Annotated in this window: 16 protein-coding genes and 3 tRNA genes; 12 read left to right on the top strand and 7 right to left on the bottom strand. The window is 68.2% G+C overall.

What is annotated here, in order from left to right; genetic code table 11:
- From A5714_RS07130 to A5714_RS07145, 4 genes are all read right to left on the bottom strand, one after another.
- Positions 1–1,489: molybdopterin-dependent oxidoreductase (locus A5714_RS07130; RefSeq protein WP_156747204.1), on the bottom strand; the 1,489-nt coding region annotated here is incomplete at its 3' end.
- A 63-nt stretch (positions 1,490–1,552) separates the two neighbouring features.
- Positions 1,553–2,248 carry a crotonase/enoyl-CoA hydratase family protein gene (locus A5714_RS07135; RefSeq protein WP_068073359.1) on the bottom strand — a complete coding sequence of 232 codons (696 nt, stop codon included), beginning with the start codon at positions 2,246–2,248 and terminating at the stop codon, positions 1,553–1,555.
- Positions 2,245–3,093 (bottom strand): hypothetical protein, encoded by an 849-nt coding sequence (locus tag A5714_RS07140; RefSeq protein ID WP_068284192.1) that lies wholly within the window; start codon positions 3,091–3,093, stop codon positions 2,245–2,247. Before A5714_RS07140 ends, A5714_RS07135 begins: the two co-directional genes overlap by 4 nt.
- 70 nt (positions 3,094–3,163) lie before the next feature.
- Positions 3,164–3,877: an MBL fold metallo-hydrolase gene (locus tag A5714_RS07145; RefSeq protein ID WP_068284195.1), complete on the bottom strand. Its 714-nt coding sequence runs from the start codon at positions 3,875–3,877 to the stop codon at positions 3,164–3,166.
- 73 nt (positions 3,878–3,950) lie between these two features.
- Between A5714_RS07145 and A5714_RS07150 the strand changes: the two genes are divergently transcribed.
- The 12 genes from A5714_RS07150 (at position 3,951) to rplA (ending at position 8,956) form a co-directional block, all read left to right on the top strand.
- Positions 3,951–4,160: a type II toxin-antitoxin system VapB family antitoxin gene (locus tag A5714_RS07150; RefSeq protein WP_068073353.1), complete on the top strand. Its 210-nt coding sequence runs from the start codon at positions 3,951–3,953 to the stop codon at positions 4,158–4,160.
- Between the two features lie 101 nt (positions 4,161–4,261).
- Positions 4,262–4,334 (top strand) — tRNA-Thr (locus A5714_RS07155).
- Positions 4,335–4,384: 50 nt separating this feature from the next.
- Positions 4,385–4,458: transfer RNA gene (locus A5714_RS07160), tRNA-Met, on the top strand.
- Positions 4,459–4,502: 44 nt separating this feature from the next.
- The gene (gene rpmG, locus A5714_RS07165; RefSeq protein WP_003898538.1) at positions 4,503–4,670 is read left to right on the top strand and encodes a 50S ribosomal protein L33; all 168 of its coding nucleotides are present in this window, start codon (positions 4,503–4,505) and stop codon (positions 4,668–4,670) included.
- 48 nt (positions 4,671–4,718) lie between these two features.
- The gene (gene hadA, locus A5714_RS07170; RefSeq protein WP_068073351.1) at positions 4,719–5,198 is read left to right on the top strand and encodes a (3R)-hydroxyacyl-ACP dehydratase subunit HadA; all 480 of its coding nucleotides are present in this window, start codon (positions 4,719–4,721) and stop codon (positions 5,196–5,198) included.
- Positions 5,185–5,613: a (3R)-hydroxyacyl-ACP dehydratase subunit HadB gene (gene hadB / locus A5714_RS07175; RefSeq protein WP_068073349.1), complete on the top strand. Its 429-nt coding sequence runs from the start codon at positions 5,185–5,187 to the stop codon at positions 5,611–5,613. Before hadA ends, hadB begins: the two co-directional genes overlap by 14 nt.
- A 3-nt stretch (positions 5,614–5,616) precedes the next feature.
- Positions 5,617–6,117 carry a (3R)-hydroxyacyl-ACP dehydratase subunit HadC gene (gene hadC / locus A5714_RS07180; RefSeq protein WP_068073347.1) on the top strand — a complete coding sequence of 167 codons (501 nt, stop codon included), beginning with the start codon at positions 5,617–5,619 and terminating at the stop codon, positions 6,115–6,117.
- Positions 6,118–6,261: 144 nt separating this feature from the next.
- Positions 6,262–6,334, top strand: a tRNA-Trp gene (locus tag A5714_RS07185).
- A gap of 97 nt (positions 6,335–6,431) precedes the next feature.
- On the top strand, positions 6,432–6,899 hold the full coding sequence (gene secE / locus A5714_RS07190; protein WP_068073345.1) for a preprotein translocase subunit SecE: 468 nt from the start codon (positions 6,432–6,434) through the stop codon (positions 6,897–6,899).
- A 32-nt stretch (positions 6,900–6,931) separates the two neighbouring features.
- The gene (nusG, locus tag A5714_RS07195; RefSeq protein WP_068073343.1) at positions 6,932–7,699 is read left to right on the top strand and encodes a transcription termination/antitermination protein NusG; all 768 of its coding nucleotides are present in this window, start codon (positions 6,932–6,934) and stop codon (positions 7,697–7,699) included.
- Positions 7,700–7,742: 43 nt separating this feature from the next.
- Positions 7,743–8,171 carry a 50S ribosomal protein L11 gene (rplK, locus tag A5714_RS07200; RefSeq protein WP_068073341.1) on the top strand — a complete coding sequence of 143 codons (429 nt, stop codon included), beginning with the start codon at positions 7,743–7,745 and terminating at the stop codon, positions 8,169–8,171.
- Between the two features lie 77 nt (positions 8,172–8,248).
- Positions 8,249–8,956 carry a 50S ribosomal protein L1 gene (gene rplA / locus A5714_RS07205; RefSeq protein WP_068073339.1) on the top strand — a complete coding sequence of 236 codons (708 nt, stop codon included), beginning with the start codon at positions 8,249–8,251 and terminating at the stop codon, positions 8,954–8,956.
- Between the two features lie 25 nt (positions 8,957–8,981).
- Here the strand turns inward: rplA and A5714_RS07210 are convergent, their stop codons facing one another.
- The 3 genes from A5714_RS07210 to mmaA4 form a co-directional block, all read right to left on the bottom strand.
- Complete coding sequence (locus A5714_RS07210) at positions 8,982–10,208, bottom strand: RNA polymerase sigma factor (RefSeq protein WP_068284198.1); 1,227 nt, start codon at positions 10,206–10,208, stop codon at positions 8,982–8,984.
- A 9-nt stretch (positions 10,209–10,217) separates the two neighbouring features.
- Positions 10,218–10,916, bottom strand: a complete 699-nt coding sequence (locus A5714_RS07215) for a YciI family protein (RefSeq protein ID WP_068284201.1) — start codon at positions 10,914–10,916, stop codon at positions 10,218–10,220.
- A gap of 82 nt (positions 10,917–10,998) precedes the next feature.
- The coding region (mmaA4, locus tag A5714_RS07220; protein ID WP_068284204.1) for a hydroxymycolate synthase MmaA4 at positions 10,999–11,682 on the bottom strand (684 nt) is incomplete at its 5' end.

Below are 11,682 nucleotides of genomic sequence, written 5' to 3' on the forward strand. Positions count from 1 at the left end.
CGGCGTTGGTGAAGGTGCCCGTTTTCTCCGCCCACGCCGCCGCGGGCAGCACCACGTCGGCCAGCGCGGCCGTCTCGGTCAGGAAGATGTCCTGCACCACCAGGAACAGCCGGTCCTGGGACAGGATGTCGCGGATCCGCGGCAGCTCCGGCAGCGAGACGGCCGGGTTGGTGGCCGTCACCCACAGCATCCGCAGCGTGCCTTCCTCGGCGTAGCGAAACATCTGCATGGCGTGCGTCGGCGGCGCGTAGTGCGGGATCTGCAGCGGCTCGAGGTTCCACAAGGTGGCCAGCTCCGCGATGTGGGCGTCGTTGGCCCAGTTTCGGAACCCGGCCAGGTCACCGTCGGCGCCGCACTCGCGGGTGTTCTGCGCGGTCGGTTGCCCGTTCATCTGGAGCACACCACAGCCCGGCTTGCCCAGCATGCCGCGTACCAGGTGAATGTTGTTGACCTGCACGGCCGCCGCGGTGGCCTGATGCGATTGGTAGAAGCCCTGCAGCACGGTGGACAGCAACCGTTGGGCGGTGCCCAGCAGCCGGGCCGCGCGCCGGATGTCGTCGGCCGCCACCCCGCAGATGGCGGCCACCCGTTCGGGCGGGTATTCGCCCACCCGGCCCCGCAGCTCGTCGAAGCCGACGGTATGCGCGTCGACGTAGGCCTTGTCGATCCAGCCGTGGGCGATGATCTCGTGCAACAACCCGTTCATCAGCGCGACGTTGGTGCCCGGCAGCGGCGCCAGGTGTACGGTCGCGTGCCGGGCCACCGGCGTGCGCCGCGGGTCGACGCAGACGACCGCCGGGGGCGAGCCGCCGGCCAGCCGGTCCAGCATCCGCGCCCACAGCACGGTCTGCGTCTCGGCGACGTTGTGGCCAAACAGCGCGATGACGTCGGCGTGGTCGACGTCGGTGTAGGAGCCGGGCTGGCCGTCGCAGCCGAAGGACTCCTTCAGCGCCTCGGCCGCCGTGGCCGTGCACAGCCGGGTATTGCCGTCCACGTGGTTGGTGCCGATCGCCCCGTGGGCGATGGCGCCCTGGGTGTAGTACGCCTCGAGGAACAATTGCCCGGAGGTGTAGAAGCCGACCGATCCGGGGCCGTGGCGATCCAGCAGCCGCCGGCTGTGCGCCACGATCCGGTCCATGGCGGTGTCCCAGTCGCACGGCCTCAGGCGGTCGCCGACCCGGATCAGCGGGGTGGTGAGCCGGTCCTTGGCTGCGTTGGCCTGCCAGCCGAAGAGGTCCTTCGGGTCTAGCCTGCCGTGGTTGACGCGGTCGACGGCCCGCCCGCGCACCCCGACGATCCGCCCGTCCTTGACCGCGATGTCCAGGCCGTCACCGTTGGAGTGCAGCACCGCCGCGGACTGGACCCATCGGTCCACCGATTCGGGAGTGACCCCGTCGGCCAGGTAGGTGTCGACGCGCTCCGGCCAGGGCGTGCCGGGTTCGTACGGCGTCCGCGTCCCCCAGGGATCGGCGATGCGATCGGCGGCCACGCCCAAGGCGTACCCGGCCGTGGGGGCCCGAAACTACCCTGGATAGGCGAGCGCCGCAGGGCGTTACACCCCGAACTCGGCCTCGATACCGTCGATCCCGGCGCGAATAGCGGTGAGCGCGTCGGCGCGGGCTCGCAACTTGGTCGCGGCGTGGGCGCGTTGGTGCAGGTTCGCCAATTCCCGCGCGGCCTCTTCGGCGCGATCGACGACCATCTCGGGCAGCACGATCTCGTCGACGAAGCCCGCGGCCAGGGCCGTCTCGCCGAAGAACGTCTTGGCCAGGCCGGCGGCTTGCTGATACGCCGACGGCGTAAGCCGCAGCTTCATGATCTCGAGGGCTGCGTAAGGGATGGTCATGCCGATGGCCACCTCGTTGGCCTGAATGTTGTAGGCGTGCGCGGCCACCCGGTGGTCGCCGGAGGACAGCAGGAACGCGCCCATCGCGATGGCGTGCCCGGTGCAGGCCATGACCACCGGCCTGGGGTGTGACAGCAGCCGGTAGGCGAGTTCGAAGCCGCCGCGCAGCATGTCGATCGCGGGCTGCACCTCGCCGGAGGTGAGGATCTTCAGGTCGAACCCGCCGCTGAAGACTCGGTCGTTGCCGCCGATCACCAGCGCGCCCGCGTTGTCGGCGTCGGCGCGGTCGATGGCCTCGCCGAGGGCCTGCTGCATGGTCGGGCCGAGCGCGTTGACCTTGCCGTCGTCCATCCGGACGATCGCCACGTTGTCCTTGAGGCTGTAGTGGACCGGGCCGCTCATGGGTTGCTCCTCGACGCGGGCTGGCCGCGGTGCTTGCCTAGTTCGTTCTCGGCGTTGCTCCAGCGCAGGCTGACGTCGGTGGGTTCGTCGACGTTGCTGCTGCGCCACCTGTCCTGGGTCTCGCGCACCGCGGCGTTGATCCGTTCGATCTCGCCGCGGAACACCTCGGGCCGGGTTTCCTTGCTGGCGTAATGGAAGTAGGTGAGCAGGCCGCGCAGCAGCTCCAGCTTCTGCTTCTCCCGTTTGGCGAGGTCATGGGTGGTCATCAGCTCGATGCGCTGCACCGGCGGCAGCGCGTCCCAGTCGAGGACCACCTGGGTCTCCAGCGGCGAGCGCTCCCGCTGAAAAAACGACCGGCCGCGCCGCCGCGCCGGCCGGTCGTAATAGGTGACGGTCCCGGTGAATCGGGACTCGATCCCGCTGCCGATCTCGGCCCGGTCGAGCGCCGAATCCCACACCATGCGAAACTCCTGGCCCGGGGCGAGCACCGGCAGCTCCTGGGGGAGTCGCAGCTCGGAGACGTCGGCGTAACCGTCGGACGCATTCTCGTATTCGGCGACGGTGGGCGGGTTCTCGAAGTGGAACCCGATGTCGTAGGCGGCCGTCTGGCCGAAGTTGCGCACCACCAGCTCGATGACGTGCCAGTCGGCGGGGTGCGGCTCCATGAACACCGCGACGTGGGGCCGGGTCTGCTCGGCGGCCAGCCGGCGGTTGCGGGCGATCTGGCTGTTGGTGAAGATCAGCGTCACGACCGCGAGCGCGATGGCGGCCCAGGCCGCCCACGCGATCCAGGTGCTGGATCCGACATGCGTGATCCCATGCCAGCTGTCCTGGATCCATCCCATGGAATCCACCCTCCGCTTATATCACAGGGCCGGTCGCCGGCCGGGCGCCCCGGAATGTTCCGTGCGCCGCTCAACCGCCCATCAGCATGCGCCATTGCGCCAGATCCGCGGCGCGGTAGACGTAGTTCGACCGCTTGACCTCCGACAGCGACGCGCTGGGCTCCGCGGAGTACCAGTGGCCCGGGAACACGGTGGGGTCGCCGGGCAGCGAGGCGAGCCGCTGCAGGCTGCGGTACATCTCGTCAGAGTCGCCGCCGGGGAAGTCCGTGCGCCCGCAGCCCTCCAGGAACAGCGTGTCACCGGCGACCAGGCGGCCGTCGAGCAGGAAGCACTGGCTGCCCGGCGTGTGGCCCGGGGTGTGCAGCAACTCGATCTCGATGTCGCCGATGCTGACCTTGTCGTGGTTCTCGTGGCTGGTGAGGTCGCCCAGGCCGATCCCGGTGACCCGCGAAACCCATTGCGCCTCTTCGGCGTTGACGTGCACGGGCACCGCCGCGCGCTCGAGCAGCTCGGCCAGGCCTTTGAGCGTGAACCCCATCATCGAGCCACCGACGTGGTCGGGATGGTGGTGCGTCACCAGCACCCCGGACAGGTGCATGCCGTCGGCTTCCAGTGTGTCGAGCAGGTCGCCCGCGGCGTAAGCCGGGTCCACCACGACGCAGTCCCCGGTTTGCCGGTCGCCGATCAGATAGGCGAAGTTGCGCATCTGCGTCGCGATCATGTCGTCGACCGCGAAGTCGCGACCGGAGAGCAGTTGGCGGAAGTACAACCGGTCCTCTGACACGTGACCAGAGTAGGGGTTGCCGGCGACGCGTCGCGCGCGGATTGGCCCTGAGGGCACCGGGTATCGTTTGCCCATGCAGAAGAAGAAGATCGAGGTCGAGGTCGATATCGATCTGCTCGACGAGGCCGTCCGCCGGTTTCACCTGGGCGACGGGCGCGAGGCCATCAACCTCGCGCTGCGCAATCTGCTCAACGAGGGCGACGACTCGGACGTCGAGGGCGAGTACGACGAGTTCAGCGACCTCAGCGCGTGGGAGCCGCGCCGCGCCGGCGACGCCGGCTGACCCGCGCACCGCTTGCCCGCGGCGCCGTGGTTTGGTTTCGCTGCAAGCCAGGTTGTACCCTCTTTTAGGCCCGCGGCACGACTGGTCGCTTCGGGTGGACGGCCCCCTTAGCTCAGTCGGTAGAGCGTTTCCATGGTAAGGAAAAGGTCAACGGTTCGATTCCGTTAGGGGGCTCGGCAGACGCCGAGCAGGCGGCGGCCCCGACCCTGAACAGGTGGGCCAGAGGCGATGTAGCTCAGTCGGTTAGAGCGAACGACTCATAATCGTTAGGTCGCCGGTTCGAGTCCGGCCATCGCTACGCAGACGACACGCAGTAACACGAGATGTGAGAAGAGAACCGCCATGGCTTCCAGTACCGACGTACGGCCGAAGATCACTTTGGCCTGCGAGGTGTGCAAGCACCGCAACTACATCACCAAGAAGAACCGGCGCAACGACCCGGACCGGCTGGAGCTGAAGAAGTTCTGCCCGAACTGCGGGAAGCACCAGGCGCACCGAGAGACGCGCTGACGCCCGTCGGGACGCGTTTGGCCAGAGCGATTAGGTAATTTCAGAGCCGTGCCGTTAAGCACCAGGATCGTCGGGATGCACTACCGCCACCCCGACCATTACGAGGTCGAGCGGGAGAAGATCCGCGAATACGCGGTCGCCGTGCAAAACGACGACGCCTCGTTCTTCGAGGAGAAGGCCGCCGCCGAACTCGGATACGCCGGTGTGGTCGCGCCGCCGACGTTCATCTGTGTGTTCGGCTACAAGGCCCAGACCGCGTTCTTTCAGCACGCCAACATCGCGATCGCCGACCAGCAGATCGTCCAGGTCGACCAGGTGCTGCGGATGCAGCGGCCGATCGTCGCCGGCGACAAGCTGTACTGCGACGTCTACGTGGATTCGGTGCGCGAATCGCACGGCACCCAGATCGTCGTGACGAAGAACATCGTCACCAATCAGGCCGGTGAAGTGGTGCAAGAGACCTACACGACCCTGGCGGGCCGTGCGGGCGAGGATGGGGAAGAGGGATTTAGCGATGGCGCTGCGTGAGTTCGAGTCGGTGAAGGTGGGTGATCAGCTTCCGGAGAAGACCTACCCGCTGACGAGGCAGGATCTGGTGAACTACGCCGGGGTGTCCGGCGACCTGAACCCGATCCACTGGGACGACGAGATGGCCAAGGTCGTCGGGCTCGACACCGCCATCGCGCACGGCATGCTGACCATGGGCATCGGCGGCGGCTACGTCACCGCCTGGATCGGGGACCCCGGCGCGGTCACCGAGTACAACGTGCGTTTCACCGCGGTGGTGCCGGTGCCCAACGACGGCAAGGGCGCGGAGCTGGTCTTCAACGGCCGGGTCAAGTCGGTCGATCCGGATACCAAGTCGGTGACCATCGCCCTGACCGCCACCACCGGCGGGAAGAAGATCTTCGGCAGGGCCATCGCGTCCGCCAAACTCGCGTAGGCCATGGCGCTCAAGACCGACATCCGAGGCATGATCTGGCGGTACCCGGACTACTTCGTGGTGGGCCGCGAACAGCTCCGCCAGTTCGCGTTGGCCGTCAAGAACCGGCACCCGGCGCACTTCCAGGAGGACGCCGCCGCCGCCCTCGGCCACGAGGCGATCCTCGCGCCGCTGACCTTCGCGACCATCTTCGCCAAGCTGGTGCAGGTGGACTTCTTTCGGCACGTCGACATCGGCATGGAGACGCTGGTGATCGTGCAGGTCGACCAGCGGTTCGTGTTCTCCAAGCCCATCAAGGCCGGCGACAAGCTGTGGGCGCGGATGGACGTCGTCTCGGTGGACGAGCGGTTCGGCGCCGACATCGTGGTCACCAAGAACATCTGCACCAACGACGACGGTGAGCTGGTCATGGAGGCCTACACGACGCTGATGAGCCAGTACGCCGACCAGTCGGCGAACCTGCGTTGGGACGCCGATACAGGGCAGGTCGTCAGAACGGCGTAATTGGTATTCGGCTCACGCGCCGATGTACACTCGGACCTCGGGGTTTTCCCAGCATCAGCGCGCTTTCCGTACGTCGAGCAATCGGAAGGCGCGCGTGTCATGTAAGCCCCGGTAGGTAAGCGCAGGTTGGCCTACCAACCGCGAAGGGGCGTAGCTCAACTGGCAGAGCAGCGGTCTCCAAAACCGCAGGTTGCAGGTTCAAGTCCTGTCGCCCCTGCTGATGGCGAATGTCCTGGCATGGTGGACACTGGAATAACAGCGCCCACCCGAGGCGGGACGGAGCGCGAAACACTGGCAGAACAAAGGAGCATGCGGTGAGCGACGAGGGCGACGCAGCCAACGACGCCGCAAGCGATGGCGGCGGCACGGAGGACACCCGCGACAGCGGTGGTCGGACGGCCGTGGTGACCAAGCCGGTGGCCCGACCGCAGCGCCCCACCGGCAAGCGGACCCGGCAGCGCGTGGCCGACGCCGAGGAGGACGTCGACGCCGCGTCGTCGGCGGAGGCGGAGGCGTCCGCCCCGGACAAGGGCAAGAAGGACGCCAAGGCCAAGAAGGCCAAAAAACCGAAGAAGCCGGGCGATCGCACCGCGAATCCCTTCCTCTTCGTCTTCAACTACCTCAAGCAGGTCGTTGCGGAGATGCGGAAGGTGATCTGGCCCAACCGCAAGCAGATGGTGTCCTACACCACCGTCGTGCTGGTGTTCCTGGCCTTCATGGTGGCGCTGGTCGGCCTGGCGGATTTCGGCCTCACCAAGCTGGTGCTGCTGGTGTTCGGCTGAGCTTGTGAATGCAATAGGAAGGACTGACAACCGTGACTACCTTCGACGGTGACTCGTCCGCGGGTGACGCGGTCGACGTAGCCGAGGGTGCCGAGGTCTTCGAGCCCGAGGACACGGCCGACGACGCGACCCCCGAGACGGCCCCGGCCGCGGCTCCCGAGGAGCCGGCCGAGGACGCCGACCCGGCGGTCACCCTGAAGGCGGAGCTGCGCAGCAAGCCCGGCGACTGGTACGTCATCCACTCCTACGCCGGCTACGAGAACAAGGTGAAAGCCAACCTCGAGACCCGCGTGCAGAACCTGGACGTCGGCGACTACATCTTCCAGGTCGAGGTGCCCACCGAGGAGGTCACCGAGATCAAGAACGGCCAGCGCAAGCAGGTCAACCGCAAGGTGCTGCCCGGCTACATCCTGGTCCGCATGGACCTGACCGACGACTCGTGGGCCGCGGTGCGTAACACCCCTGGTGTGACCGGGTTCGTCGGCGCGACGTCGCGCCCGTCGGCGCTGACGCTCGACGACGTGGTGAAGTTCCTGCTGCCGCGGGGCGCGCAGAAGAAGGCCGCCAAGGGCGCGGCCAGCACCGCTGCCGCCGCCGAGGTCGGCGGCCTGGAACGGCCGACCGTCGAGGTGGATTACGAGGTCGGCGAGTCGGTGACGGTCATGGACGGCCCGTTCGCCACGCTGCCGGCCACCATCAACGAGGTCAACGCCGAACAACAGAAGCTCAAGGTGCTGGTGTCGATCTTCGGCCGCGAGACGCCCGTCGAGTTGACCTTCAGCCAGGTTTCCAAGATTTAGCTCGGGCGGTCACGCCCACCCCCAGGAAGGAACACCCAATCTCATGGCCCCGAAGAAGAAAGTCGTTGGGCTGATCAAGCTGCAGATCGTGGCGGGTCAGGCCAACCCCGCGCCGCCGGTGGGACCCGCGCTCGGTCAGCACGGCGTCAACATCATGGAGTTCTGCAAGGCGTACAACGCCGCGACCGAGGCGCAGCGCGGCCAGGTCATCCCGGTGGAGATCACGGTCTACGAGGACCGCAGCTTCACCTTCGCGCTGAAGACGCCGCCCGCCGCCAAGCTGCTGCTCAAGGCCGCCGGCGTGGGCAAGGGCTCGGCCGAGCCGCACAAGACCAAGGTCGCCAAGGTCACCTGGGACCAGGTCCGCGAGATCGCCGAGACCAAGAAGACCGACCTCAACGCCAACGACGTCGAGGCGGCCGCCAAGATCATCGCCGGCACCGCCCGGTCGATGGGCATCACCGTCGAATAGCCGACGGCCCCCGAACGCGTGGGAGGGCCAGCTTCGGCCCGCCTCAACCACGACCCAACACCAGATTGGATGCACGAATGAGCAAGAACAGCAAGGCCTACCGCGCCGCGGCCGAGAAGGTGGACCGCGACAGCCTGTACACCCCGCTCGAGGCGGCCAAGCTCGCCAAGGAGACGTCGTCGAGCAAGCAGGACGCGACCGTCGAGGTGGCGATCCGGCTCGGCGTCGACCCGCGCAAGGCCGACCAGATGGTCCGCGGCACCGTGAACCTTCCGCACGGCACCGGTAAGACCGCCCGCGTCGCGGTGTTCGCGGTCGGCGACAAGGCGGAGCAGGCGCAGGCCGCCGGCGCCGACATCGTCGGCAGCGACGACCTGATCGAGAAGATCCAGGGCGGGTTCCTCGACTTCGACGCCGCCATCGCCACGCCGGACCAGATGGCCAAGGTTGGCCGCATCGCCCGCGTCCTCGGGCCGCGCGGCCTGATGCCGAACCCCAAGACCGGCACCGTCACCCCCGACGTCGCGAAGGCCGTGGCCGACATCAAGGGCGGCAAGATTAACTTCCGGGTGGACAAGCAGGCCAACCTGCACTTCGTCATCGGCAAGGCCTCGTTTGACGAGAAGGACCTGGCCGAGAACTACGGCGCCGCGCTCGACGAGGTGCTGCGGCTCAAGCCGTCGGCGTCCAAGGGCCGCTACCTGAAGAAGATCACCGTGTCGACGACCACGGGACCGGGCATCCCGGTGGACCCGGCCGTCACTCGTAACTTCGCGGAGGCCTAAGCCGCGGGGGCGGCGCCCTCGGGCGCTACCCGCCGCATTGCGCGATGCGCCGCCGCAGGAAGCGGTGACTCGCCTCAGAACCGTCGCACGCCAACGCGATCCGGTACCACGGGAGCGCGTCGGCGGGTCGCCCCGCGCGTCGCAGCAGGTCGGCTCGTAGCGTCGCGACGAGACTCGAGCGGCTCAGCCGCGGATCGCCCGCCACCTCGTCGAGCGCGCGCAGGCCGGCGTCGGGTCCGTCGCGAAAGCCGATCGCCAGCGCGCGGTTGGCGCGCGCGACGGGCGACGCCGTCAGTTCCACCAGCCGGTCGTAGGCCGCGCAGATGGTGACCCAGTCGGTCCCTTCCCATGACGGCGCCGTCGCATGCAGCGCGGCGATCACCGCCTGCGGCAGATACGGGCCGGCGGAGCCCGCGGCCTGGCGCAGCCGCCGCAGGCCGCGGGCGATGCGGTCGCGGTCCCAACGCCGCCGGTCCTGGTCTTCGAGCGCAACGAGCATCCCGTCGACGTCCACCCGGGTGGCCCGTCGCGAATCATGCAGCAGCACAAGCGCGGCCAGCGCGTGCGCCTCTAACTCGTCCGGCATCAGGCCGCACAGTTCCCCGGCGAGTCGGACGCCTTCGTCGCAGAGTTCGTCGCGGATCGCCGCGGCGCCCGCGGTGGACCAGTACCCCTCGGTGAACACCGAGTAGATGCAGCCCAGCACGTGCGGCGTCCGCTCCGCCAGCAGCTCCGCCGGCGGCACCCGCAGCGGGATGTTGGCGTGGCGGATCTTGTTCTTGGCGCGGGTGATGCGCTGCCCGACGGCCGCCTCGGTCTCCAGCAGCGCCCGGGCGATCTCGGCGACCGTGAGTCCGGACACCAGGCGCAGTGTCAGCGCCAGCTGTGACTGGCGGTCCAGCGCCGGGTGCGCGCACGTGAACATCATCCGCAGCTCGTCGTCGCGGACCGGGTGCGGCTCGGTGCGGTCGGTGCGTTCCCTGATCTCGTCCACGGAGCTTCTCCAAGCCGCCAATTCCTTGGTGGGGCGCTGAGCTTCACGCCGCAGCCGATCCCGTGCGCGGTTGCGGGCCACCGTCAGCAACCAGCCGCCCGGATTGTCGGGCACGCCGGCCGACGCCCAGCTGCGCAGGGCCTCGGCGCAGGCCTCCTGGACGGCGTCTTCGGCGACGGTGAGGTCACCGGACCAGCGCGCCAGCGCGGCGACGACCGGACCCCATTCGCGGCGGAAGACGCCGTCCAGGTTGGCCATTCGGGCGGGTCAGAGGCCGGAGACGCCGGCCAGTTGCCGCAGCTGCACCACCGAGGCCGGGATCATCGAGGCGATCTTGACGGCCTCGTCGCGGTCCGCGGCGCCGATCAGGTAGATGCCGGTGGCGATCTCGGCCCCCTCCACGTAGGGCCCGTCGGTGATGAGCACCTCCCCGTCACGCACGCGCACGGTGGTCGCCGTCGACCGGTCGTGCAACGCGGCGCCGCCGATCACTTGGTCACCGGCGGCCGCGTGCAGATCCGCGTGCTTGGCCGCGACGGCCTCCCACTCCGGGGTGCCGGGCGTGTGTGCGGTTTCGGGCGGCTCGAGCAGCAGGGCGAGCCAATCGTCGCCGGTGACCGCGCGGGACGGCTCGATTGAGTGCACCTCGGGCCACAGTTCGACGGCCCCGAACGCGGCGAGCGGAATGTCGCGGGCGAGGGCGAGCGCCTCGTCGAGGTTTTCCGCGTCGAACACGTAGTAGCCGCAGGCGACCTCGGCCGATTCGGGGAAGGGGCCGTCGGTGATCACGGGTGCGTCGGGGCCGCCGGTGATCACCACCGCGGCGGCAGCCGGCGTCAGCGCGTCACCGGCTTTGATGGCCGGTCCGGCCTTGGCGTGGAAACGCTGCCAGGCCGCCATCGCCTCGGCGGCATCCTCAGGCGCGCGGTCCTGCTCCTTGCCGATCAATAGGGCGAAGTACTGCATGCTCGTCACCTCCGGTAGTGAGCGAAGCCTTGTGCTTCACTCTCTACCTACTCGACGAACGGCGCAGCGCCAATCCGACAACTCAGGCGGCGGCGCCGGGCTTGAGGTAGGTGACCAGGCTGACGTCGAGCATCTCCTCGGTGAAGTAGTGCTCGCAGCCGCGCAGGTACTTCATGTAGCGCTCGTAGACCTCTTCGGAGGTGACCTCGATGGCCTTGTCCTTGTTGGACTCCAGCGTGTCACCCCAGATGCGCAGCGTCTTGATGTAGTGGGGTCGCAGCGAAAGGGGTTCGGGCACAACGAAGCCCGCCTTCTCCCCGTGGTCCACCATCATCTGGGTGGACGGCAGCCGGCCACCCGGGAAGATCTCGGTGACGATGAACTTGATGAAGCGCGCCGTCTCGAAGGTCAGCTTCTTGCCGCGGGCGGCCAGGTCGAACGGGTGGTAGCTGACGCTGCTCTGCACCGTCATGCGGCCGTCGTCGGGCATGATGTCGAAGCACCGCTTGAAGAAGTCGTCGTAGTTCTCGTGGCCGAAGTGCTCGAAGGCCTCGATCGACACGATGCGGTCGACGGGCTCGTTGAAGTCCTCCCAGCCGTGCAGCCGCACCTGGCGCGACCGGGTGGTGTCGACCTCGGAGAGCACCTGCTCGCAGCGGGCGTGCTGGTTCTTCGACAGCGTCAGGCCGATGACGTTGACGTCGAACCGCTCGACGGCGCGTTTCATGGTGCTGCCCCAGCCGCAGCCGATGTCCAGCAGCGTCAT

The sequence above is a fragment of the Mycobacterium sp. E2462 genome, from assembly GCF_001672685.1.
In the GTDB taxonomy this organism is placed as follows: Bacteria; Actinomycetota; Actinomycetes; order Mycobacteriales; family Mycobacteriaceae; genus Mycobacterium.

What these genes read in the sequence shown, in the direction of transcription:
- A5714_RS07135 (WP_068073359.1), bottom strand. Translation starts at nt 2,248, where the DNA reads ATGAGCGGCCCGGTCCACTACAGCCTCAAGGACAACGTGGCGATCGTC.
- A5714_RS07140 (WP_068284192.1), bottom strand. Translation starts at nt 3,093, where the DNA reads ATGGGATGGATCCAGGACAGCTGGCATGGGATCACGCATGTCGGATCC.
- A5714_RS07150 (WP_068073353.1), top strand. Translation starts at nt 3,951, where the DNA reads ATGCAGAAGAAGAAGATCGAGGTCGAGGTCGATATCGATCTGCTCGAC.
- rpmG (WP_003898538.1), top strand. Translation starts at nt 4,503, where the DNA reads ATGGCTTCCAGTACCGACGTACGGCCGAAGATCACTTTGGCCTGCGAG.
- hadB (WP_068073349.1), top strand. Translation starts at nt 5,185, where the DNA reads ATGGCGCTGCGTGAGTTCGAGTCGGTGAAGGTGGGTGATCAGCTTCCG.
- hadC (WP_068073347.1), top strand. Translation starts at nt 5,617, where the DNA reads ATGGCGCTCAAGACCGACATCCGAGGCATGATCTGGCGGTACCCGGAC.
- rplK (WP_068073341.1), top strand. Translation starts at nt 7,743, where the DNA reads ATGGCCCCGAAGAAGAAAGTCGTTGGGCTGATCAAGCTGCAGATCGTG.
- rplA (WP_068073339.1), top strand. Translation starts at nt 8,249, where the DNA reads ATGAGCAAGAACAGCAAGGCCTACCGCGCCGCGGCCGAGAAGGTGGAC.
- A5714_RS07210 (WP_068284198.1), bottom strand. Translation starts at nt 10,208, where the DNA reads ATGGCCAACCTGGACGGCGTCTTCCGCCGCGAATGGGGTCCGGTCGTC.
- A5714_RS07215 (WP_068284201.1), bottom strand. Translation starts at nt 10,916, where the DNA reads ATGCAGTACTTCGCCCTATTGATCGGCAAGGAGCAGGACCGCGCGCCT.